Origin of the sequence: Algoriphagus halophilus (assembly GCF_041729275.1) — a bacterium.
Classification (GTDB): domain Bacteria; phylum Bacteroidota; class Bacteroidia; order Cytophagales; family Cyclobacteriaceae; genus Algoriphagus; species Algoriphagus halophilus_A.
Map to the genome: position 1 here is coordinate 707,380 of NZ_CP146486.1, position 23,719 is coordinate 731,098.

Sequence of the window (23,719 nt, forward strand, 5' to 3'; positions counted from 1 at the left end):
TTATTTAAACTTCATTTTAAGTTTTGAATGGTTGATCCATCAGTTTTAATTTTCATTTTTTTCAACTGTTGGTTGCACTGTTACCCAAAGATCCGTACTGGAAAATAAAAGGGAAATGAAACAGTTAATAATCCTTCTTTTCACGGTTTTACTGGTATGGTCCTGCTCCGAAGAGGAACATCCAACAGGGGTTTTGATTCGAGTAGAAAATAGTTCTTCGGTGGATTTTGAAGATATTTTGATTAGTTCAGGGGCTAGCCAGGTGGAATTTGGAAAGGTAGCCGGGGAAGCAAGTCGGACTACAAATTCTTTGAATCCGCCTACCGGTATGGGTATGTAAAACTAAATGCAGATGGAAAGGAATTGGTCATCCAACCTTTCGATTACGTGGGAGAGACTCCTTTGTCACCTGGATATTATACCTATCAATTGGGTCTTGAAAATCCTGGGACTTCTTCCAGCAATTTGACCCTGAAATTAATAGTGGATTGATTTTTCTTGATTGAATTTATTCTTCCTAACAGGAAATGACATATTAATTCTCCATCATTCATCGTTTATAGGGGAAAAAGAACAAAAAGTCACCAATGAAATCCCGGGGTTTTCTTCGGAAGATTCCCTATATCTTCCAAATAATCGACTGTCTTCCTAAATGAGTTAAATAAAAAAATAGGATTATTTAAAGAAGAATATGGAGGAAGCACAAAAAAGCAAAAAACTGGCCTTAGGGCAATAAAAAAGCAGGAGAAGATCTCCTGCCCTTTATTTGAAAACTAAACCAACTATTATTTAACTACCACAATGAATTCAAAAATAATACAATTATAATTAAATCAAAATGCCAAATAAAAATTTGTTAAAATTTATTACTCTTCAGGGAAGTTTCCTCGCTTAAATGAAATACCCAATGCCAACCCTTGGCTAAATTGGATTTTATCGTCTTGATCAATATCGTAAATGCTTAAACTGGTCAAACTAACATTGATCAGGTTGGAAACTTTCGCCTCAAGACCTAGATCCAAGCGATGATCTATGGTATCAAAAGCCAAGGTTTCGTAATTGGCAAACATCTGATACCTCATTTTCAATGTCAGGTTCTCACTCAACTTTTTATTCCAGTCAGCCAATAAGTTAAATGCCAACCATTCAGTCCTTACTTTCTTTCCAACTTCTACTCCATAGTTGTTTTCCACATTGTTATAGAGTTCCGTATCTGTTACAAAAGTCCATCTTGGAGCTAAGGGAGAAATCCTCAGACTAAACTCATCATTGGGCTTGTATTCAAATCCCAAAGAAGTGGTCAAATAGCCTGGATTTAAAAATTTTGAGATTAGAGTTTTATCATCTTCTTCAAAATTGTAACCTGGGGCAAACTGAGATAAAAAGTTGACCGCAAAAAGTAATTCCACTTGTCATTAATTTTGTATCCTACTTTGGAGTCCAAATAAATTCTATCAGTAGACTTACGTCCATCTTCATCTTTATTCTTCACAATACCATAGGCAAAATCCATCGTATTGTCCCAAGTCCATTTGTCTTTGGCATAGTTGGCTCGACCGTTCAAATACGTACCGACAGCAATGGAATTCACTCCCCTCCTTGCCAATTGCTACTAAAGGAACCTTGATTCAAGTTTAAACCACCACTTATTTCTTTCAACCAATAACTAGTATCGGCAGGGATTAATTCTGTTTCAGTTTGGGCAATTAAATTCCCAGCTAGAAAAAGAAGAAGGAAAAGTGTAGAAATTCTTTTCATAATTTATCAGATTAGAAATAAATAAATTTTAAATAATATAATACAAATATGGAAAATGACTTTGAAAGTGAACTCATAATTAGAGATTATTTGGCTCGACAACGTACCAAACTGGCCAACCAGCGTACCCTACTTTCATTTATCCGGACATCTTTATATTTTTTAGTAAGTGGTATAGCATTGTTTGAGGTTGAGAAACTAGACCATGTGAAAGAGCTGGGATACTTGGCACTGGCCTTGAGTTTAACAATTTTAGGAACAGGTATCTATTCATTTTTCAGTACCAAGAAAAAACTCAAAAAAGGAAATTACCTTAATATGTGACCTATGACTTTTGAAATCGGTATGACACTGGGCATAATCCTATTGGGGGTTGTTTTGTTTTTTACAGAAAAACTCCCCATTGATGTGGTATCTATTTTAGTCATGGTCCTTTTTCTTCTCACGGGCATATTGGATATAAAAGAGGGTTTTGCTGGGTTCTCTAACTCAGCAACTCTTACAGTGGCCGCAATGTTTATTTTGTCTACCGCAATTTTCAGCACTGGAATTCTGGACTCATTCAGTTACAGGCTAAGTAAGCAGGCCCAAAAAGTGAGCTAAACCTCATCATTACCCTGTTGATTTCCTCGGGAATCTTATCCGCTTTTATCAATGACACGGCGGTGGTGGCACTCTTGATGCCTGCAGTAATACAATTGGCCAAAAACAATCAAATCCCGGCCTCCAAATTACTAATGCCTTTATCTTTTGGCGCGTTGATGGGAGGAGTATGCACTTTACTGGGAACCAGCACAAATATTTTGGTAAGTGGGATTGCAGAGCAGTCGGGGTTACCTTCCTTCGGGATTTTTGAAATGAGCCTCATGGGAATGATTTTCTTGGCTTCAGGTATCCTTTACATGGTGTTAGTAGGACGTTTCCTGCTTCCTAAACGAAAAAAAGAGCATGGCTAAACGATCACTTAGATTTAGGGAATTACCTCACCGAAATCATCATTGAAGACAATTATCCGCAGTTGGATGAACCCATTTCCAAGCAAAAACTTTTTAATCAATACCCGATTAAGCCCTTACAGATTATCCGGGACGATCAAAGAAAAATCAGGGTTTACCCCAATTCTCCCATCATCAAAGGAGACATCATCCGGGTGAGTTCAGACAAAGAGTCTTTAGAAAAACTGAAATCCTATCAAGGAATCAAATTGAAAGCAGAATTGGTCTGGGATGAAACATTAGTTACCGGTAATGAGGAACGATTGTATGAAGCAGTGGTGACTCCGAGCTCATTTTTGATCAAAAAAAGTATCAAAGAACTCAACTTCAAAGAATTATTCAACCAAGTCCTGGTCATAGGAATTCGTCACCGCTCAGGAATGCTGAAAACACAATTGACCAAAACCAGTTTGGCGGCAGGAGATATTTTATTGTTGAGAGGTACTGAGGAAAGTATTCAATCGGTGCATGAAACGGAGGGGTTATTAATTCTATCCGAAACAAAAAGTAAAGTCCTCAATAAAACCAAGACAGCCTTGACTTTATTGATTATGGCGACAGTATTGGCACTCGCAATCTTCCATATTTTTCCCATTGTGGTAGCTGCCGTGGCTGGGGCGGTGGCCATGATCGTGTTCGGGATCATCAATACGGAGCAAGCCTATAAAGCAATAGACTGGAAGGTTATTTTGATGTTAGCAGGAATCCTTTCCATGGGTACGGCCTTGGAAAAAACCGGTGGTTCCGCACTTTTAGGCCAAAGTATCGTCCATTTACTGGGTGATTTTGGGCCTCGGGCAGTGCTCTGTGGGATTTTTGGCTTGACCTTTATGCTCACCAATGTCATGTCCAATAATGCTACGGCCGCATTAATTGCCCCCATCGCAATCAGCATCTCAACAAACCTGGGCGTAGATTCAAGACCATTTCTCATGGCTGTAACATTTGCGGCCAGCCTGAGCTTCATGACTCCCATGGGCTACCAAACCAATACCATGATCTATTCACCTGGTAATTATATGTTTAAGGATTATTTAATCGTAGGAACTCCTTTGAACTTGCTGTTTTGGGTGATTGGAACGCTTTTAATTCCCGTTTTCTTCCCTTTTTAAGCTCCTTTGGCAAAATAGTTGCGCATCATTTAAAAAATCAGACGCATGAAGATCTTAGGGATAGTATTAATTCTTGCAGGAGCATTTATGTTCTTTAGCAATAGCATCAGCTTTACTACTAAAGAGAAAGTAGTAGATGCAGGACCCATCCAAATCAACGCAGACAAACAACACAAAGTCGACTGGCCTTCCTATGCCGGTGGAATTGTGGCAGCCGCAGGAGTTGTTTTATTGATATTCTCCAAAAAAATAACTCAGGAAGTTGAAATTCGCCGCCGTAGATATTGGTTCCAATGCCATTCGTATGCAGATCACGAATGTGACCTACTATGAGGGGGTTTACAATTTCAAAAAACTGGAATATTTAAGATTTCCCCTTCGATTGGGCCTGGATGTGTTCCATACCCAAAAAATCAGTGACCTGAACCGGAGGAAATTCATCAAACTGATGAAAGCCTTCAAAATCCTGATTGATCTATACGAGGTAGATGATTACATGGCCTGCGCCACTTCAGCGATGCGGGAAAGTTCGAACGGGAAAGATATTGTCGAGGAGGTCAGGGAGGATATCGGACTGAAAATCAACATCATTGATGGTAACAAAGAAGCGGAACTCATCAACAATTCCCTCAAAAGTCTCATCGATGAAAAAGCTTATCTACACATCGATGTAGGAGGCGGAAGTACCGAACTCAATATTTACCATAAACGGATAAAAATTGCTTCTAAATCCTTCCAAATAGGATCTGTGAGGGCATTGGAAGACAAAGTCCTGGAACCTGTCTGGAAGTCGATGGAGAGTTTCATCGCGAAGAACTTGGAAAAAAATCGAATATCATTTCCATAGGTACTGGTGGAAACATCAATAAAATCTTTGAATTGACCGGTCCTCGGAAAAACAGGAAATTCCTGGAGTATTCAAAAATCAAAGAAACCATTCATTACCTCGAATCACTGACCTTTGATGAACGGGTCAACAAATTGAACCTGAATCAAGACAGGGCGGATGTCATTATCCCTGCCGGAAAGATTTACCAGCGAGCGATGAATGCCGCCCAGTCTACTAAAATCATGGTCCCCGATCTGGGACTGAAAGACGGGATCATGCAGATTTTATTCGATAAGCACCAAAAGAAAAAGCCTCTTTAACAGAGGCTTTTTGATCAGGATTCTACCAGCTGGACTTGAATTACTTTTTCGGGGTCCAAATGGAAAAACTCTTTATGAACGTTGAACTCTTCCTCATCCCCTACTGGAGATTTGGCAATAAAGGTTCCGTCTTCCTGCATGACATAGGCATTGACATTGTCTTTGAGATTATAGGCCAGAATATTCATTAACTGCTTTTCCAACAAAGGAGCTTCTACCTTAAACAAGGATTCCAACCTTTTATCAAAACTTCGGACCATCATATCGGCACTTCCTGCATAGGTCCTGGTATTTCCATTGTTATGGAAGTGATAGATCCTGGAATGTTCCAAGAAATCACCCACAATGGAAATCACCTCTATCTTATCACTCAATCCTTCCCGCTGAGGGCGTAAGCAACAAATCCCTCTCACTATTAATTTAATGGTCACTCCTGATTGGGAAGCTCTATACAAGGCATAGATGATTTCTGAATCCTCCAAGGAGTTCACTTTAATAAAAATCCCACTTGGAAGACCTTTCCTGGCATTTTCTGCCTCTTCTTCAATGAACTCGATCAACTGGTTACGCATGTCCCTAGGAGCGGTAATCAAGTTGGTGTATTGGGAAGGCATGGAGTGCCCCGTGATTACGTTAAAGAATTCAGATACATCATTGGCCAAGGTCTCATTGGTGGTCAATAAACCAATATCGGTGTAGAGTCTGGCGGTATCCTCATTATAGTTTCCAGATCCCAAATGAACAAAGCGGGTGATTTCATTGGCATCTTTTTTCACAATGAGCAACAGCTTTGTATGGGTTTTGAGATGGGTAATCCCATAAATCACAAAGCAACCGGCTTTTGAAGTCTTTTTGCCTCCCGGATATTGTTTTCCTCATCAAAACGTGCTTTCACCTCAAACAACACGGAAACGTGTTTCCCATTTTCTGCTGCCTTTAACAAAGCCTTGGTAATCTGACTGTCTTTGGCCAATCTGTAAATGGTCATTTTGATGGCCATTACATCAGGGTCTTCGGCCGCCTTATTGATCAAATCCAAAATGGAATCGATGTTATTATAAGGGTGATGCAATAAAATATCTTTCTCCTTCAGTGTCTCAAAGATATCCGCCCTTCCCTCTTCAGGATAAGAAAGTGGATTGACCGGAGGATGGACCTGAGGCAAGCGTTCTCTAAACTTCTTGTTTCCAACAATCTGCCACATGCCCGTGAAATCGATCATACTGGCTCGCTTGACCAAGAAAACTGAATCCATTTTCAAGTTCCAACGCTCCAAGAGGGAATTGAGCATCCATTTGCTATACCCCTCCTCTATCTCAATCCGAACGACACGGCCGGTTTTTCTTTCCATTAATTTTCGCTTCACTTCCTCCAGGAAATTCGCGTCCATGTCCTCTGACTCCTCCAGGGTGAAATCCCCATTTCTGGTAATCCTAAACAAACTGATCCCCTCAATCTCCACATTCCTGAAAAGTGACACAATATGCTCACGAATCACTTCCTCGATCGGAATCAATAACAGGGAATTATCTCTTTCAATCTCGAAAAACCTCGGGATATTGGATGGAATCTGAACAAAACTCAGCTTCTTCATATCCTTCCGCTCTCCCGGACTGGTGGTCACCACACCAAAAATCAGCAGGCGATTCATCAAAATCGGAAAGGTTCGATAACCATCGTATACCATGGGGGTAAGCATAGGATAGATGGCTTTTTTAAAGTAATCCTTTACCGTTTGTTTTTCAGAATCAGTTAGCCTGGAAATATTACACAAGGAAACCCCTTCCTGATCTAGGCCAGGAAGAATCACATTTGTGAAATGCTCATGTTGATCTTTATGAAAAACCTGACAATCACTCATCAATTTAGTCTTGAAGGGTTCTTCCCGAAGACCTGAATAATCGACACGCTCTTTGTCATAATCCAGGTAGTTGTAAAGAGACCCGACCCTGATCATGAAGAACTCATCCAAATTCGAGGCAGTAATGGCCAAGAATTTTAACTTCTCAAAAATTGTCCGGTTTTTTCTTCGATTGATCTAATACCCGATCATTAAATTTCAGCCAGCTTAAATCCCGGCTTACCAGGTCACTTTTTTGGATAATCGATTCGTATTTATCTTTTAATGCCAGTTTCATAAAAGTTTACTATTTGGGTAGGCAATTTAAAATTCCTTTGTCAAATCCAAGTTTATCTCCTTGTTAAAGAATGAAAAAGGGGCACAAAGGCCCCTTTATTGTTTATTAAATCGCCTTAGGTATCAATTTTGGCATATTTAGCATTCTTCTCGATAAACTCTCTCCTTGGAGCTACCTCATCCCCCATCAACATGCTAAATAAGTGATCGGCCTCCGCGGCAGAATCGATGGTCACTTGTTTAATGGTTCTCACGGAAGGATCCATGGTGGTGGTCCACAGCTGCTCTGGGTTCATCTCACCCAGACCTTTGTATCGCTGAATCCCTACGCTATCTTCTTTTCCATCCTTCGCCATTTCCTTGGTCAATTGCTGACGCTCTTCTTCTGTCCAGCAGTACCGCTCGTCTTTCCCTCTCTTCAACAAATAAAGAGGAGGCAATGCGATGTATACGTAGCCATTTTCAATCAAGGATCTCATATACCTAAAGAACAGCGTCAAAATCAAGGTTCTAATGTGAGACCCATCGATATCGGCATCCGTCATGATGATGATCTTGTGATATCTCAAGTTGGACAAATCAAGCTCTTTGTCATCATTGACTGTTCCAAACTTCACTCCCAGTGCAGTCAGGATATTCTTGATTTCATCGTTATCGTAGATCTTATGCTCATGGGCCTTTTCCACGTTCAGGATCTTTCCTTTCAATGGTAAGATGGCTTGGAAATCACGATCACGACCTTGTTTGGCAGATCCCCTGCGGAGTCCCCTTCGACCAAGTATAGTTCACAAATTGATGGATCAGAATTCGCACAATCGGCAAGTTTACCTGGAAGACCTCCGCCACCCAGGACATTCTTACGTTGCACCATTTCACGGGCTTTTCTAGCCGCATGTCTGGCCTGAGCAGCAAGAATCACTTTTCCTACGATGATTTTAGCCTCTTTTGGATGTTCTTCCAACCAGGACTGCAAGGTCTCTGAAACTGCAGAATCCACAGCACCTACTACATCCGAGTTGCCTAATTTTGTTTTGGTCTGCCCTTCAAACTGAGGCTCTGCAACCTTCACGGATATCACCGCTGTCAATCCTTCCCTAAAGTCATCTCCGGAAACATCAATCTTCAGTTTATCCAGCATCCCGGACTTATCTGCATAAGACTTCAATGTACGGGTCAATGCTCTTCTAAATCCGGTAACATGTGTTCCACCTTCATAGGTGTTGATGGTGTTTACGTAAGAAACCACATTTTCAGAGTAGGAAGTGTTGTAATTCATGGCTACCTGAACAGGTACTGAATTGAATTCTCCTTCGATGTAAATGGGTGCTTCGATGATTTTCTCACGGGTATTGTCCAAATACTGAACAAACTCTACCAACCCTCCTTCTGAGTAAAACTCATCAGATCTTGCATTGCCATCTTCCTCGATTTCCCTCAGGTCTTTCAAGAAGATCCTGATTCCTGCATTCAGGAATGCCATCTCTCTCAATCGATTGGCGATGGTTTCATACTTGTATTCTGTATGGGTAAAGATGGATGCATCAGGCTTGAAATGAATCATAGTCCCTCTCTTATCCGTGGTACCCACCTGTTTGGCAGGATACTGGGGAACCCCAATCTTAAACTCCTGCTCAGTGATGACTCCATCTCTGTACACAGTGGCCTTCAAATCCGTAGAAAGGGCATTAACACAGGAAACCCCTACACCGTGTAATCCTCCGGACACTTTGTAAGTATCTTTGTCAAACTTACCCCCGGCATGAAGGACCGTCAATACCACTTCCAATGCGGACTTTTGCTCTTTTTCGTGCCAGTCTGTTGGAATACCCCGACCATTATCTTCCACCGTGATGGAATTGTCGGTATTCACTGTCACATGGATCGTGTCGCAATGTCCTGCAAGTGCCTCATCAATGGAGTTATCAACTACTTCCCATATCAGGTGATGAAGACCTTTGACACCGACATCGCCGATATACATAGCAGGCCTTTTCCGCACTGCTTCCAAACCTTCCAATACTTGGATGTTCCCTGCACCGTAATTCGCGGGTTTATTAGCTTTTTCTTCACTCATATTTTCTGGAGAAAACCCTCAAAAAGGGCTATAGAAAGGTGATTTTGTGTTCGTTTAAAGAATACGCAAGATAGAAAAAAGTGACTTAACCCAGCTTTTTTGAAGGCTCAAAATGTCATTTTGAAAGCTCCTAAACTCGGATTATTACTCCCTGATTTTCAGTACTGTCCAGAGCTGACCATGACCAAGGTACACCCATTGATACATTCAATGCCCTGCTTCTCTGCCCGCTCCTTCAAAGAGGGGTTCTCCGCTCCGGGTTAAAAATAATCCGTTGAGGTGCCAAGGATAAAAAATAGTCCTCCCATTCCTGCTGGTTCCTCGCGTTTAAGTATAAGGTGATGGTATGAATTCCTTGGAGTGCAGGTTTATTCCCCAAGGGCACAATGTCCTTTCCCAACACCGATCCATTCTTGATGCTGATGGGTATAAATGGTATATGGGCCCGATCCAGAAATACGGCAGCAGTATAGGCATACCTGGTTGGATCTGGGGTGGCTCCGGCGATTAAGGTGGTTTTATTTTTCTCTGCTTCCATACACCCTATCCCGCTCAAATGTATCCATATGCCGGTGTTTTTTGGTTTCGTAGATATCCGCCAAGGTGATCAATATCCCTGTTTCTTCTACTTCTCCAAACTCATCGTTCATCGCGGTACCAAAAGTCATCATGGTAGGCGAAAGATTCATGTACGTATTGATCAAAGGAGGTATGTTTTCACCATATCCCCTCACTCTTGAATTCAGGACTTTATACCCTTCCTTGTAAGGCAATCCCTCAAATGGATTACCCTGCGATGGCAAATCAGATTCATAGCCCAACTGAATTTCCGGCTTGGGGGTCACCAGGGCCTCCTTATCAGGAAAATAATGGTTCATGAACATCAGCAACAAATCCCTGGCTTCCCGATGATAATGGGGATACATGGTCACTTTCCCAAATAAGTACTTTACCTCTGGATTGAGCAACACCACTGCCCCCAATCCATCCCAGAGATTATCCAAACTGAAGATCCCTTTTCTATTATCTATACTTGGCTGATACTTAGGTTGTACAAAAGATCTACCTAATTCTATGGTATAAGGAAGAAAATCCTGGATAAACTTTTCGGAAAAATCAAATAAATGCGTGGTAGAAAGGTTGATCGTCCCGTCTTCTCCTATTGCTTTTTTACAATTGATCAATCGATATCCCGCAACTATTTCTTCATCCTCAGCACTCCATGTGATCAATTGATCATAGCAGTTTTCGCAGGTGTCATTTTCATCCAGATCCAATTCCAGTCCTGTTCCTCCCCCGGCGGCTCTAAATGTCAATTCCCTCAACCTACCTATCTCTCTCACCACATTTGGAGCATTGTGAATATTTACCAAAAAGACCAGATTATCCCCATTGTTCGCATACCGAAGAAACCGTTCTTCAGTAAGCTCGGCTTTGATCAAAGCCCTGTCCACTGGAGGAATAATGTCTGCTTCTTTACTCATGTTTTTCCTAATTTGTATACCATTTCCTTAACCTGCAAGGCCCATTGTGCATCGGTCTTACTAGAATCCATAGTTTGATAAGGAATGGCCTCACCAAAGTGGATCGTCACTTTTTTACCTTGCTGTTGGTACATTTCATCTGCAAGGTAAAACATTTCAATATTTGCCTGAATCCCGATTTTCTTTCTCCAATTAGCCAAATTGTAAAAAACTTCGAATTCTTCCCTTCAATGAAGCAAGGAATAATATTTTTTTATACTTTTTTGACTTGGTTATAAAACTTTTCTTCCACAATAAGTCACGAATCCCTTCCTCAGATTTTCTCGAAACCAAACCTGCTGGAAAAACCATTACCACATACTCTTTGGCATATACTTGGTCAATGTTATCCAGATTCTTTTGAGAGTTTTTCCCGAGTTTATTTACCGGTACAAACATGGGCTGAAAATTCTCGAATGACATCAATAAGTCATTGACCAAGAACCGGATATCCTTTCTGATCTTTCCCACTGCATGCATCAACGCGATTCCGTCAATACCACCCAGGGGATGGTTCGCTGCTATAATCACCCCTCCTGTTTTGGGAATATGCTCAGCGCCTTCTAGCTCCACCTCTATTTTCAACTCTTCGATGACCGCATCCACGAAATCCATTCCTCTCAAATGATGAATCCTGCCCATTATTTCATTGAGCCAATCCTCATGAATCACATTTCGTATATATGAAATCACAAATCCAGGAAGCCATTTTAATAGCTTGGGATTCTTTTCATGTATCACTTTCTTAACATCGATAAATTTATCGGGCATGGGGCAATTATCTCTTAACAAGAGCTCAAATCGGACAAAGCCAACTCAATCTCCTAGAAAAATAAGTTTAAAAATAAGAAAAAACAGAGTTTTTAAAGCTTTAGATTGAAACTTTACCACTAGTGCTCTGAAAACCAATTAACTTAATTTCTTATTCAACCAAATAGAAATCAACGATGAATCTAGTCATAACAGGAAGTACTTCGGGTATTGGAGTGGAAACGGTAAAAGCCCTTTATCCCCTTTTCGATAAACTCATTCTTCCTGTAAGAAATTTAGGAAAAGCAGAAAAACTGGTTTCACAATTTGACCATCCAGAAAAGTTTGACTGCCTGGAAATGGATTTGAGTTCCATGCAAAGCGTGCATCAGACCGGCAAACAAATTACAGAATCCTATGGTCAAATCGATCTTCTGATCAATAATGCAGGGGGAATGTTTCCAAAGGGCAAAAAAACCAAAGAGGGGCTGGACTGGTCGTTTGCAGTCAACCATTTAGGGCATTTCCATTTAAGTCAATTGCTTCTTCAAAATTTGATCCGTTCGAAAGGAAAACTCGTGTTTGTCAGCTCAGAATTCCATAGAATGGGATCAGTCAAGCTCCATGACTTGGGGCTTCATACAAGCACCAGTAGCTGGAAAAACTACAGCGACGCCAAACTATATAATATCCTGACAAGCAAGAAATTCCACAAACTATACTCGGAAAAAGGTTTAGCTTCCTATTCCCTCCACCCCGGAGCAGTCAACACTTCCTTTGGCTCTGAGTCAGATCCATTGTCCAAAATTTTCATAACGATCACCAAGCCCTTCTTTATCAGTCCTCAAAAAGGGGCTCAAACCTCCATTTTTCTCGCTAAATCCAATAAAGACGAGCTTCAGTCGGGAGGTTATTATGATAAAAAGAAACTAAAAAGCCCAAGTTCCAAAGCCAAGGATGCTGCGTTACAGGATAAACTTTACGATTTCAGTCTTCAACAGTTGGAAGAAATCCTTTCCTGATTATTTCCCTATTTTTGCATACTGAATTAAAAAGGCATGCAAGAAGAAACCATTCTATCACTTAGCCCTTCTGAATGGGCAGATTATGAACTTATAGACACAGGGGGATTTGAGAAGTTGGAACGGTTCGGACAATTTATTTTAAGTAGACCTGAGCCCCAGGCGATTTGGGATAAATCACTTTCTGATGGAGAATGGAAACAACAAGCCCATGCCCATTTTGCCAAGGAAAAAAACAACCTGAAAAAGGAAAATGGGAGCAACTGAAAAAGATGCCCCATAACTGGGCCATCAGCTATTCTAATCCGGAAGGATTGGACATCCGATTGAACCTTGCCCAAACTTCATTTAAACACATCGGTCTGTTTCCTGAACAGGCAGTAAACTGGGATTACCTCTATACAAAAATCAAATCTTGCCCGGTAGAAAAACCGAAAGTCCTGAACTTATTTGCCTATACAGGTGCTGCTTCTGTAGCTGCAAGGGCGGCCGGCGCGGAAGTCACGCATTTGGATTCCGTCAAACAAGTGGTCACTTGGTCGAGACACAATATGGAATCCTCAGAATTGGAAGGAATCAGATGGATCATTGATGACGCCATGAAATTCATCAAGCGAGAAGCCAGAAGAGGGAATATCTACCAAGGGATCATCTTGGATCCTCCTGCTTATGGCCGAGGACCCGACGGTGAAAAATGGGTATTGGAGGAACAGATCAATGAGATGCTGAAAGTATGCGCAGAGATCTTGGATAAAGAAAACCACTTCCTGATCCTCAATATGTATTCCCTGAGCTTTTCCTCCTGATCGCTGCAAATTTGATCAAAACGAATTTTGATGCTGTGAAAAATGCGGAACATGGGGAATTATATCTAAATGACCGATTCGACAAAAAATTACCGCTGGGCATTTTCTTCAGATTTTCTAGTTATTGAACCCTATCTATTCATGAATAATAGACAACTATTTCTTCAACATTTAGCACAAACCACTGACTTCCCTTTATTAATTGAAGTAGAAAAAGCGGAAGGAGTTTATTTACATGGCCCAAATGGTGAAAAATATATTGATCTCATTTCAGGTATCGGAGTAAGCAATGTGGGACATAGACATCCCAAAGTGTTGGAAGCCATTCAGGCCCAACTCGATAAATACCTGCACCTGATGGTGTATGGGGAGTATGTACAAAGCCCTCAAACCAAATTGGCGGAAGCTCTTTGTAAGACCCTACCCCCACATTTAGATAATGTGTATTTGGTGAACAGCGGATCTGAGGCGATTGAAGGAGCTTTAAAATTAGCAAAAAGGTATACCGGCAAAAGAAACATCATTTCCTGTGTCAATGCCTACCATGGAAGTTCCCATGGCGCCTTGAGTGTGGGAGGGAATGAAATTTTCAAAAGGGCCTATAGACCCTTACTCCCCGGTGTCACCAATATTCATTACGGGGCATTGGCTGATTTGGAACAGATCAATCCCGATACTGCCGCCGTGGTCATGGAGACCATCCAAGGGGAAGCCGGAATCCGAGTGGGAACCAAGGACTATTTCCAGGCGCTCAGAAAGAAATGCGATGATATGGGCGCGCTCTTGATCCTGGATGAAATTCAGGCAGGATTCGGAAGAACTGGAAGATTCTGGGCTTTTGAACATTTTGAGATCGTCCCGGATATCATTGTTTGTGCCAAAGGGATGGGGGAGGAATGCCCATTGGAGCTTTTATAGCCAACAAAGAAGTGATGGGGGTATTTAAAAACAATCCTTTACTGGGCCATATCACTACGTTTGGAGGACACCCTGTCTCCGCTGCAGCCAGTATTGCAACCATAGAAGTCTTAAAAAACGAGTCCCTGATAGATCAGGTCGAAGGGAAGGCCAACCTGATCAAATCCTTACTGATTCACCCCAAGATTCAAGAAATCAGAAACAAAGGACTGATGATGGCGGTAAAATTTGAGTCCTTTGAAGTATTGAAACCAATCATCGACCGGGCAATAGCGCTTGGTGTGATTACAGATTGGTTTCTGTTTTGTGATGACTCCATGCGGATTGCGCCCCCTTTGACCATCACTGAAGAGGAACTTAAAAAAGCCTGCCAACTCATCCTGCAGGCGATCGAAGCCCCTAAAAATAAACAAGGTCTGGATGGATTTCCAGACCTTGCTTTTATACGATACCTTTCTCGGGATGCTTTCCGGTAACGGTCCTTCCAAAGGCTTTTAATTCTTCAATTTGTGCATCCATATTACCATCAGGATAGACACAAGGTCCGATTCCTGCTTCCTTCTTATTATAATCCAGATACCCCACTACAATGGGAACATTGGCCCCTAAGGCAATATGATAAAATCCGGACTTCCATTTTTTCACCTGTGAACGGGTTCCTTCGGGAGTGACCATGATCACCAATTCATCCCGTTCTTTAAGCATGTTCACCATGGCTTCGGTGTAGGTTTGCTTTCGCCCCCAGGAATCCTTTTTCTGTCAATTCCTATTGCCCCCAAGCCTGATAGCAGCCATCCCAATGGCCCTACCATTACTTCTTTCTTGATGGTAAACCTGACCGGAATATCCATTAAGAAAAATGCAGCTCTTGCATATAAAATATCCCAATTGGAAGTATGGGGGATTGCGATTAAGACCGCCTTTTTTACCCCTTCAGGCCAGTTGGCATTCAAGGACCAACCCGAAATCCAAAACACAAAGCGGGACAATAACTTCATCATATGATTACTTTTTACTCTTTTTTAGTTGCCAGCTCCAAAATTGCAGGATTTTCGTCAATATATTGTAATGCCTGTTCATAACCTGCCTGAAATAATTCTGGTGCCTTTTTGATATCGAAGACTCCATATTTGCCCAAGCCCGGTGCTTCTATAAAAAAATCACATTTGGACTTCCTGCTGTATACATTGTAGTTCATCGACATGATAACGGACCGCTCGATCAGGCTTTTCATATTCCTGATATTGCTTTCCTCAGGCAAATGGTTGCAATTGATCCCAATCACAAAGTCACAGATCCCTTCCAATGGTTCAACCGGAAGATTATTCAGAACTCCTCCATCGACGAAAAATTTATCCCCGATCACAATCGGGTCAAACATCCCTGGAATACAGGAAGAAGCAAGAATTGGATGGATTAATTCCCCCTCTGAAAAATAGACAACTTTCCCTTTTTTGATATCCGTGGCCGCTACTGTCAAAGGAATTTGTAATTCACTGAAATTATTGTGCTTCAGATACAGCTTGAACAAATCCCCCACCGAATTCATCTTTAAGAAACCCGTAAGGGATATGGCGGGACGCATAAATTTAAAGTAATTGGTCTCCACTATGATCTTTAGAACTTCCTCTGGTTGATAACCATTGCAATACATCGCTCCTGCTATGGCTCCAGCTGAAGTACCGCTCACTTTGGTCGGGAATATTCCTGCCTCATTCAATCCTTTGAGAACTCCCAAATGAGAAATCCCTCTTACTCCTCCCCAGATAACGCAATCCCAACTTTTAAATCAGATTTCATGAAGCTTGAAAGTTTGATCCAACCTCACTCCTTTGTCGGTCATTTTAACGGTGCAGCACTCATGGACAGGATCATGCTCCAAGAATAGTATATACTTTTCCTGTGCTGCTTCTTCCAAAAATTCGGCTTTCTCATCCATGGTTAGTAATGGTCTGGTATCATATCCCATTACATAAGGCAACGGAATATGCCCTACCGAAGGCAATAAATCTGCCACAAAGACCAGGGTCCTTCCTTTGTACTGGATCTTTGGAAGCATTTGTTTATCGGTATGTCCATCTACCGTCATAAAGTCAAACCCCTCAAAAAGTGAGGGTTTTTCCAGATCGACAAAATCCAGTTGACCCATTTCTTCCATAGGTAGGATATTTTCCTTCAAAAAGGATGCTTTCTCTCTGGGATTCGGAACGGTAGCCCATTTCCAATGGGCTTTATTGGACCAGTAGGTTGCTCTTGGAAAAGTCATTTCATATTGGCCGTGGGAACCATAACCGACTCCCCCTCCACAATGATCAAAATGCAAATGTGTTAGAAAATTATCCGTGATATCCGTGGGATGAACCCCTAACTTCAATAGGTTTCCTTTCAGGGAATCCTCCCCATGAAGGTAATAATGGGAGAAAAACTTGGCATCCTGTTTATCGCCAATCCCATTATCAATCAATACCACCCTGTTTCCATGTACCACCAAAAGTGATCTCATCGCCCAGGTGCAAAGATTGTTCTCATCTGCAGCGTTGGTTCTTGACCAAAGGGTTTTGGGAACAACGCCAAACATTGCTCCTCCATCCAACTTAAAAAACCGGTATTTACTACGTATAAATCCATTTTGTATAGAAAGAAAAAGCCCGGGCTTTTTTAAAAGACCGGGATTCAACTTAGTTACTCAACTACTACGCCCATCGAGCAAAATTTGTCGATGCGCTGTTCAATTCTTTTTTCTGCTTTGATCTTATCCAGCTCTTTTAATGCCTTCACAATAGTTTCTTTCAATGTGAGCGACATCTGTTTCATGTCTTTATGAGCTCCGCCTAAAGGTTCTGGAATGATATCATCGATCAAGCCATTCCCTTTCATGTCTTTCGCAGTCAGCTTCAGAGATTCAGCAGCCTGCTCTTTGTAATCCCAGCTTCTCCACAAAATTGTAGAACAGTTTTCCGGGGAAATCACGGAATACCAAGAGTTTTCAAGCATCATCACCCGGTCTCCAATCGCAATCCCCAATGCCCCACCTGAAGCTCCCTCTCCTATGATAATACATATCACAGGGACTTTCAACATGAACATCTCTTTCAAATTTCTGGCAATTGCTTCTCCTTGACCTCTTTCTTCTGCCTCCAATCCAGGAAAAGCCCCTGGAGTATCAATCAGTGTGACAATTGGCTTACCGAATTTTTCAGCCATTTTCATCAGACGCAAAGCCTTTCTATACCCCTCGGGATTTGCCATCCCAAAGTTTCTCAATTGGCGCTGCTTTGTGTTTCTGCCTTTCTGCTGTCCGATAAACATGACGGTTCTGCCATCTATATCACCTAAGCCACCTACCATTGCTTTATCATCTGCTACGGTGCGGTCACCATGTAACTCAATAAAATCGTTGGTTATTTCATAGATATAATCTAATGCATAAGGTCGATCTGCATGTCTTGAAAGCTGAACTCTTTGCCAGCGGGTCAAATTTTGAAACGTTTCTTTTTTCAAAGTCAGGATTTTTTCTTCTAAAGACTTTATATCTGAAGTCAAATCTATGTTTCTACCCTGGGCTAAATCCTTCATTTCCTGAAGTTTCTGCTCTAAATCAGCTATTGGTTTTTCGAATTCTAATACCATTCTGGTGATTTTTGGAAGGTTAAAGATAAGCAATATACCCTTGAGAAATAAAATTTTTACTCAATCACTTTGGAAGCTATTGATTTTCAAGAGCTATTGTATTCAAAGTCTTTAAATTGTTAATTACTTCAATACTACACTAAATCTAAGGACTTCGCAAAGGTCTTTACTTTAGGCTGTTTAAACAAATCTCCTATTCTCTGGATACGTTAGGCACCTTGGTTTCAGAAATATCACCTCTTCAAATGCCTTTTCTCAAAAATTTATCTCCTTGAATCAGAAGTCAATACAATTTAACTCATCTTTTTTTTTGTCCTCCTTTTGTAAAAATGATTCAAAAACCTACCTTTGCATCACTCAAAAACGACGGGGATGTGAAATTCATGTTTTCAGGATGTTTTTGAAGTAAACGGAGTGGTAGTTCAGCTGGTTAGAATGCCTGCCTGTCACGCAGGAGGTCGCGGGTTCGAGTCCCGTCCATTCCGCTTAAACTTGATGAAAAAGTCATCATAGATTGGTTATAGTATTGGAGTGGTAGTTCATCCCGATATTTATCGGGAGGTTAGAATGCCTGTCCCGACACATCGGGAAGGTCGCAACTTCGAAAGGTTGCATAAAGAAACCTCAATGACATCACTTAAACTTGATGAATAAGTCATCATAGATTGTCTAAAATATTGGAGTGGTAGTTCATCCCGATATTTATCGGGAGGTTAGAATGCCTGTCCCGACACATCGGGAAGGTCGCAACTTTGAAAGATTGCATATTTAAACCTTAATGACATCACTTAAATTTGATGAATAAGTCATCATAGATTCTTTAAAATATTGGAGTGGTAGTTCATCCCGATAATTATCGGGAGGTTAGAATGCCTGTCCCGACACATCGGGAAGGCCGCAACTTCGAAAGGTTGTTTAAAGAAACCTTAATGACATCACTTAAACTTGATGAAAAAGTCATCATAGATTGGTTATAGTATTGGAGTGGTAGTTCATCCCGATATTTATCGGGAGGTTAGAATGCCTGTCCCGACACATCGGGAAGGTCGCAACTTCGAAAGGTTGCATAAAGAAACCTCAATGACATCACTTAAACTTGATGAATAAGTCATCATAGATTGTCTAAAATATTGGAGTGGTAGTTCATCCCGATAATTATCGGGAGGTTAGAATGCCTGTCCCGACACATCGGGAAGGCCGCAACTTTGAAAGATTGCATATTTAAACCTTAATGACATCACTTAAATTTGATGAATAAGTCATCATAGATTCTTTAAAATATTGGAGTGGTAGTTCAGCTGGTTAGAATGCCTGCCTGTCACGCAGGAGGTCGCGGGTTCGAGTCCCGTCCATTCCGCTTAAAAGCTTCGAGTAATTTCGAGGCTTTTTTTGTTTCAACTCATTTTTTATGTGCTATTACACATATATCATTCAATCCCTAAAAGATCAATCTTTTTATATCGGTTACAGCAAAGACCCGGAAGCAAGGCTCGTGAAGCATAATGGCCATCACAAAGGTTATACCTCCAGAAAACAGCCTTGGAAACTGGTCTGGAAAGAAAAGTTCAGCTCCAAATCGGAGGCTTTTGAAAAAGAAAAATTCCTGAAGAAACAAAAATCTAAAGCATTTTTATTGGAACTCATTCATCATTCCAAGTAGAAATAACTCATTTAACGAATGCTGGTTAGAATGCCTGTCCCGATCCATCGGGAAGGTCGCAGTTCAGTACAGTTGTCGGAACATGTCCCGTCTCCCGAATACTCGGGATAAACTATTCCGCTAAAAAGCTTCGAGTAATTTCGAAGCTTTTTTTGTTTCAACTCATTTTTTATGTGCTATTACACCTATATCATTCAATCCCTAAAAGATCAATCTTTTTATATCGGTTACAGCAAAGACCCAGAAGAAAGGCTCGTGAAGCATAATGGCCATCACAAAGGTTATACCTCCAGAAAACAGCCTTGGAAACTGGTCTGGAAAGAAAAGTTCAGCTCCAAATCGGAGGCTCTTGAAAAAGAAAAATTCCTGAAGAAACAAAAATCTAAAGCATTTTTATTGGAACTCATTCATCATTCCAAGTAAAAATAACTCATTTAACGAATGCTTGTTAGAATGCCTGTCCCGATCCATCGGGAAGGTCGCAGTTCAGTACAGTTGTCGGAACATGTCCCGTCTCCCGAATACTCGGGATAAACTATTCCGCTTAAAAGCTTCGAGTAATTTCGAGGCTTTTTTGTTTGTGATCAAACTAAATCTTTAGCTTTAGGACTTCCAGCCTCTGAATGCCTGTCCCGAATCATCGGGACAATACTTTAAACCTATTTCCTTTAAACCTATTTCCTGCCTACCTGAAACGATCCGGATCGGGTCAAGCTATGGAATCCTTTCCGAATAAAGCATTCGCCATAGTTATTGCTTTTTCGTTTCTTTGATTCCTGGCGACAATACGACACGTAAACCCAAAGTAAATGAACTTCCGAATACTACTTAGCCTCCTCTTTTTAAACTGTATTTCCTCCATAAATGCTCAGGAACCCAACTCCCCTGTGGATTTGGTCTACCCCTATGTGGACAGCAGTAACTCAAGGTGGTTCTTCTTTAATTCGGCTTCCCGCCCCTTCGGAATGGTCAATTTAAGCCCTGACACGGATATTGATGGTGCCTGGGGAAGTGGATATAGATACCAAAGCGATACCATCAAAGGGTTTAGCCATATCCATGCCTGGCAATTGTCTGGGTTATCCGTGCTGCCGTTGGTCAATTTTGACCTGGAATCTTCTAAAGATTTCGGCTCCCCTTTTAGCCATGCCCATGAAATCGTAAAGCCGGGATATCATCAGGTATACCTGGATCGTTACGGCGTGAAAGCGGAGCTTACCTCCACCTTAAGAACTGGTTTCCACAGATATCATTTCACCGAACCGGGCCAACAGCAACTCTTAATCCGTTTGGGTGGAAAGCTTGGGCCTTCCCAACTAATTGATGGATCCATTACACAGATCTCTCCAACCACCTACCTGGGATCCCTTGTCAATGGAGCTACTTCCCGAAGACCATTTGATACCCCGGTTTTCTTTGCCATCCAATTGAACAGAGCAGTTCAATCGCATATCGGTTGGAATGCCAAGGAAGTAAACTCAGACCTGGAACAAATCAATGGGCCGGATTCCGGACTTATTCTTTCCTTTGATGACAGTTCCGATGAGTTGTTGATGAAAGTAGGAATCTCTTATGTCAGTGAGGAGCAGGCCTTGTTGAACCTTGAAACAGAAAACAGCCAATGGGATTTCGATCAGATAAAGGAAGCATCTTTTACTGAATGGAATAATTACCTGTCCCGAATCCAGGTTTCTGGGGGGACAGAAAAGGCTCAAAGAAGGTTTTACACAGACTTATGGCATGCTTTGCAAGGGAGGAGAACCATCAGTGATGTCAATGGCCAATATGCTGACATGACTTCCGGGAAACATCGGATCAAACAGATTCCCTTGGACGCTTCCGGCAAACCGAAGTTCAGGCATTTCAATTCGGATTCATTTTGGGGAGCACAATGGACCCTCAACACCCTTTGGCATTTGGTCTACCCTGAAATTACGGAGGAATTTGTCAATTCCATGTTGCAATACTATCAAGATGGGGGATTGATCCCCAGAGGTCCATCTGGAGGAAACTACACCTATGTCATGACGGGGGCCTCCAGCACTCCTTTTATCGTCAGTGCTTATCAAAAAGGAATCAAGGGTTTTGATATTGAAATGGCTTATGAGGGCCTGAAGAAAAACCATCGCCCAGGAGGCATCATGGAAAAAGCCGGGTATGAGCACAAAACCAATTTGGGAGGAGGATTTCAATACTATTTAAAGAATGGCTATGTGCCTTGGCCAATTCCAGAGGGTCGTTTTGGTGCACACCAGGATGGACCAAGCCTTACCTTGGAATATGCCTATCAAGATTGGACGCTGGCTCAATTGGCAAAAGCATTGGGAGACCAAGCCGCCTATGAGGAGTTTTACCAGCGGTCTTTCAACTACAAAAACACGTTTGATCCCGAAACAGGCTGGATGAGACCGAGAAATGTTTCCGGGGCCTGGAAAACTCCATTCGATCCCCATGATTACAATGCAGGGTTCAACGAAGCCAACGGAAGCCAGGCTACTTGGTTTGTACCCCATGATTTAGAGGGGCTGGCAGCATTGATGGGAGGAAAAGACAAGGCCATTCAACGGTTAAATGAATCTTTTGAGCAAGCCGAGAAACAAGGGTTTACTTCCGGAACCTCGCATTCCCAGGAAGCTCATCCTGAATATCGAAGAATCCCTATCAATTATGGAAACCAACCTTCCATTCAGACCGCCTTTATTTTTCAAAAATTGGGAAGACCCGATCTGACCCACTATTGGACCAGGGCTATCGTGAACAAAGTATACGCTGAATTAAGTCCTGATTCCGGATACAATGGGGATGAGGACCAGGGCCTCATGGGAAGCCTGGCGGTACTGATGAAAATTGGTCTTTTTCAGATGAATGGTGGCACGGAAGCGAATCCTTCCTACCAACTAGGCAGCCCTATTTTTGATGAAGTGCTCATTCATCTTCATCCCAACTATTATCCAGGCAAGGAATTCACGATCCGTACCTTACATAATAACCCAAACAGCTATTATGTAAAATCAGGAGTATTTAATGAGCAGCCGCTGAAGGAATTGGAATTGACGCATCAACAGATCACCCAAGGAGGAACCTTGGTTTTGGAAATGAGTGAGGAGGCGAACTAAGCAAGTTCGCCACTCAAACTTTTTTCCCAGTTCCAGGAATCCCGAAGGGAATCCTCCAAGGAATATTGAGGATACCAGCCTAACACTTGGTTGATTTTTTGGGTATCCGCCCAGATTTTAACCACATCTCCAGGTCTTCTTGGACCAATGGTATAATTGAGTTTCAGGTCATTGACCTGTTCGAAGGTCTTGATGATCTCCAATACGGAGTTTCCGTTTCCTGTTCCCACATTGAACACATCGTAAAAGGAATCGGCTTGTTTTTCCAGATAGGCCAATGCCTTCACATGGGCATTTGCCAAATCCATCACATGGATAAAATCCCTGATGCAGCTTCCATCAACGGTATCATAATCATCTCCGAATACAGTGATTTTTTCCCTGATCCCAGCCGCAGTTTGGGTAACAAAAGGAACCAAATTATTGGGGGTACCATTCGGCAGCTCTCCGATTTTCGCACTGGGGTGCGCACCTACCGGATTAAAATAGCGCAAGGAAACCACTCTCACTTTCGCATTACTTTTCACAAAATCCACCAGGATATCCTCACAGATCTTTTTGGTATTCCCATATGGGCTTTCCGCATCTTTACGCGGTGTTTCTTCCGTAACCGGAAGTTGATCGGGCTGACCATACACGGTACAGGAAGAGGAAAACACGATATTTTTGACCCCTTTCTGCTGCATGAAATCGAGTAAAACAGTCAAAGAGCCTACATTATTCTGATAATACTTCAACGGAAATTGAGTGCTCTCCCTACTGCCTTAAAGGCCGCAAAATGGATTACTCCCTCAAAAGCATGCGCTGCATAAACGCTTTCCAGAACCTCTTTGTCATTACAATCGCCTTCGAAATAAATAACTTCTTTTCCGAGGATTTCAGACAATCTGTTGATGACATTTGGATTGGAATTCGAAAAATCGTCCAAAATAATGGGCTCATACCCAGCTTTGACAAGTTCCACAGCGGTATGTGAGCCAATATATCCAGCTCCTCCTGTGATTAAAATCTTTTTCATATTCTTAAAAATTTACTGAGGCAAAACTATCTAAAACTGGGCATTTAGAAT

General features: G+C 41.7%; 17 protein-coding genes, 2 tRNA genes and 10 pseudogenes. 16 read left to right on the forward strand and 13 right to left on the reverse strand.

The window, feature by feature from the left end; all coding sequences use genetic code 11:
* Positions 1-115 precede the first annotated feature (115 nt).
* Positions 116-340 (forward strand): hypothetical protein, encoded by a 225-nt coding sequence (locus V8V91_RS03755; RefSeq protein ID WP_373398832.1) that lies wholly within the window; start codon positions 116-118, stop codon positions 338-340.
* A gap of 23 nt (positions 341-363) precedes the next feature.
* Complete coding sequence (locus V8V91_RS03760; protein WP_373398833.1) at positions 364-492, forward strand: hypothetical protein; 129 nt, start codon at positions 364-366, stop codon at positions 490-492.
* Between the two features lie 374 nt (positions 493-866).
* Here the strand turns inward: V8V91_RS03760 and V8V91_RS03765 are convergent, their stop codons facing one another.
* Genes V8V91_RS03765 through V8V91_RS03775 form a run of 3 tightly spaced genes read right to left on the reverse strand, consistent with a single transcriptional unit; the run spans position 867 to position 1,758 of the window.
* Entirely contained in the window at positions 867-1,304 is a 438-nt protein-coding gene (locus V8V91_RS03765; protein ID WP_373398834.1) for a hypothetical protein, read from the reverse strand.
* Positions 1,305-1,330: 26 nt separating this feature from the next.
* A complete protein-coding gene (locus V8V91_RS03770) occupies positions 1,331-1,564 on the reverse strand; it encodes a DUF3078 domain-containing protein (RefSeq protein WP_373398835.1) in 234 nt (77 codons plus the stop codon).
* A gap of 23 nt (positions 1,565-1,587) precedes the next feature.
* Complete coding sequence (locus tag V8V91_RS03775; RefSeq protein ID WP_373398836.1) at positions 1,588-1,758, reverse strand: hypothetical protein; 171 nt, start codon at positions 1,756-1,758, stop codon at positions 1,588-1,590.
* Positions 1,759-1,806: 48 nt separating this feature from the next.
* On the opposite strand from V8V91_RS03775, the gene V8V91_RS03780 reads away from it, so the two are divergent.
* From V8V91_RS03780 to V8V91_RS03805, 6 genes and pseudogenes are all read left to right on the forward strand, one after another.
* Positions 1,807-2,082 (forward strand): DUF202 domain-containing protein, encoded by a 276-nt coding sequence (locus V8V91_RS03780; protein WP_373398837.1) that lies wholly within the window; start codon positions 1,807-1,809, stop codon positions 2,080-2,082.
* A gap of 3 nt (positions 2,083-2,085) precedes the next feature.
* The gene (locus tag V8V91_RS03785) at positions 2,086-2,361 is read left to right on the forward strand and encodes an SLC13 family permease (RefSeq protein WP_373398838.1); all 276 of its coding nucleotides are present in this window, start codon (positions 2,086-2,088) and stop codon (positions 2,359-2,361) included.
* Between the two features lie 17 nt (positions 2,362-2,378).
* On the forward strand, positions 2,379-2,714 hold the full coding sequence (locus V8V91_RS03790; RefSeq protein ID WP_373398840.1) for an SLC13 family permease: 336 nt from the start codon (positions 2,379-2,381) through the stop codon (positions 2,712-2,714).
* Between the two features lie 62 nt (positions 2,715-2,776).
* The gene (locus V8V91_RS03795; protein ID WP_373398841.1) at positions 2,777-3,865 is read left to right on the forward strand and encodes an SLC13 family permease; all 1,089 of its coding nucleotides are present in this window, start codon (positions 2,777-2,779) and stop codon (positions 3,863-3,865) included.
* A gap of 45 nt (positions 3,866-3,910) precedes the next feature.
* On the forward strand, positions 3,911-4,198 hold the full coding sequence (locus V8V91_RS03800) for a hypothetical protein (protein WP_373398842.1): 288 nt from the start codon (positions 3,911-3,913) through the stop codon (positions 4,196-4,198).
* A pseudogene (locus V8V91_RS03805) lies at positions 4,128-5,014 on the forward strand (Ppx/GppA phosphatase family protein). Before V8V91_RS03800 ends, V8V91_RS03805 begins: the two are co-directional and overlap by 71 nt.
* Before the next feature lie 14 nt (positions 5,015-5,028).
* Here V8V91_RS03805 and ppk1 read toward each other — a convergent pair.
* From ppk1 to V8V91_RS03830, 5 genes and pseudogenes are all read right to left on the reverse strand, one after another.
* Positions 5,029-7,152: pseudogene (ppk1, locus tag V8V91_RS03810) on the reverse strand (polyphosphate kinase 1).
* A 115-nt stretch (positions 7,153-7,267) separates the two neighbouring features.
* A pseudogene (gyrB, locus tag V8V91_RS03815) lies at positions 7,268-9,225 on the reverse strand (DNA topoisomerase (ATP-hydrolyzing) subunit B).
* Positions 9,226-9,460: 235 nt separating this feature from the next.
* A complete protein-coding gene (locus tag V8V91_RS03820; protein WP_373398844.1) occupies positions 9,461-9,763 on the reverse strand; it encodes a CoA-binding protein in 303 nt (100 codons plus the stop codon).
* Positions 9,744-10,709, reverse strand: a complete 966-nt coding sequence (locus V8V91_RS03825) for a GNAT family N-acetyltransferase (RefSeq protein WP_373398845.1) — start codon at positions 10,707-10,709, stop codon at positions 9,744-9,746. Before V8V91_RS03825 ends, V8V91_RS03820 begins: the two co-directional genes overlap by 20 nt.
* Positions 10,706-11,519 (reverse strand): annotated as a pseudogene (locus tag V8V91_RS03830) (1-acyl-sn-glycerol-3-phosphate acyltransferase). Before V8V91_RS03830 ends, V8V91_RS03825 begins: the two are co-directional and overlap by 4 nt.
* 176 nt (positions 11,520-11,695) lie before the next feature.
* On the opposite strand from V8V91_RS03830, the gene V8V91_RS03835 reads away from it, so the two are divergent.
* The 3 genes and pseudogenes from V8V91_RS03835 (at position 11,696) to V8V91_RS03845 (ending at position 14,720) form a co-directional block, all read left to right on the forward strand.
* Complete coding sequence (locus V8V91_RS03835; RefSeq protein ID WP_373398847.1) at positions 11,696-12,520, forward strand: SDR family NAD(P)-dependent oxidoreductase; 825 nt, start codon at positions 11,696-11,698, stop codon at positions 12,518-12,520.
* A gap of 36 nt (positions 12,521-12,556) precedes the next feature.
* Positions 12,557-13,454, forward strand: a pseudogene (locus tag V8V91_RS03840) (class I SAM-dependent methyltransferase).
* Positions 13,455-13,467: 13 nt separating this feature from the next.
* A pseudogene (locus tag V8V91_RS03845) lies at positions 13,468-14,720 on the forward strand (aspartate aminotransferase family protein).
* Here V8V91_RS03845 and V8V91_RS03850 read toward each other — a convergent pair.
* From V8V91_RS03850 to V8V91_RS03865, 4 genes and pseudogenes are all read right to left on the reverse strand, one after another.
* A pseudogene (locus tag V8V91_RS03850) lies at positions 14,686-15,245 on the reverse strand (1-acyl-sn-glycerol-3-phosphate acyltransferase). The pseudogenes V8V91_RS03845 and V8V91_RS03850 sit on opposite strands and share 35 nt — an antisense overlap.
* 11 nt (positions 15,246-15,256) lie before the next feature.
* A pseudogene (locus tag V8V91_RS03855) lies at positions 15,257-16,044 on the reverse strand (patatin-like phospholipase family protein).
* A pseudogene (locus V8V91_RS03860) lies at positions 16,034-16,872 on the reverse strand (MBL fold metallo-hydrolase). The pseudogenes V8V91_RS03855 and V8V91_RS03860 overlap by 11 nt, the downstream one beginning before the upstream one ends.
* A gap of 54 nt (positions 16,873-16,926) precedes the next feature.
* On the reverse strand, positions 16,927-17,874 hold the full coding sequence (locus tag V8V91_RS03865) for an acetyl-CoA carboxylase carboxyltransferase subunit alpha (protein ID WP_074225185.1): 948 nt from the start codon (positions 17,872-17,874) through the stop codon (positions 16,927-16,929).
* A 411-nt stretch (positions 17,875-18,285) separates the two neighbouring features.
* On the opposite strand from V8V91_RS03865, the gene V8V91_RS03870 reads away from it, so the two are divergent.
* The 5 genes from V8V91_RS03870 to V8V91_RS03890 all read left to right on the forward strand — a co-directional run bounded on the left by V8V91_RS03870 (position 18,286) and on the right by V8V91_RS03890 (position 22,650).
* Positions 18,286-18,359: transfer RNA gene (locus V8V91_RS03870), tRNA-Asp, on the forward strand.
* Between the two features lie 798 nt (positions 18,360-19,157).
* Positions 19,158-19,231, forward strand: a tRNA-Asp gene (locus V8V91_RS03875).
* A 51-nt stretch (positions 19,232-19,282) separates the two neighbouring features.
* Positions 19,283-19,534, forward strand: a complete 252-nt coding sequence (locus V8V91_RS03880; protein ID WP_373398848.1) for a GIY-YIG nuclease family protein — start codon at positions 19,283-19,285, stop codon at positions 19,532-19,534.
* Positions 19,535-19,705: 171 nt separating this feature from the next.
* Positions 19,706-19,957 carry a GIY-YIG nuclease family protein gene (locus V8V91_RS03885; protein WP_373398849.1) on the forward strand — a complete coding sequence of 84 codons (252 nt, stop codon included), beginning with the start codon at positions 19,706-19,708 and terminating at the stop codon, positions 19,955-19,957.
* 386 nt (positions 19,958-20,343) lie between these two features.
* Positions 20,344-22,650 carry a GH92 family glycosyl hydrolase gene (locus V8V91_RS03890; RefSeq protein ID WP_373398850.1) on the forward strand — a complete coding sequence of 769 codons (2,307 nt, stop codon included), beginning with the start codon at positions 20,344-20,346 and terminating at the stop codon, positions 22,648-22,650.
* Here the strand turns inward: V8V91_RS03890 and galE are convergent.
* Positions 22,647-23,668: pseudogene (galE, locus tag V8V91_RS03895) on the reverse strand (UDP-glucose 4-epimerase GalE). The gene V8V91_RS03890 and the pseudogene galE sit on opposite strands and share 4 nt — an antisense overlap.
* Between the last annotated feature and the right edge of the window lie 51 nt (positions 23,669-23,719).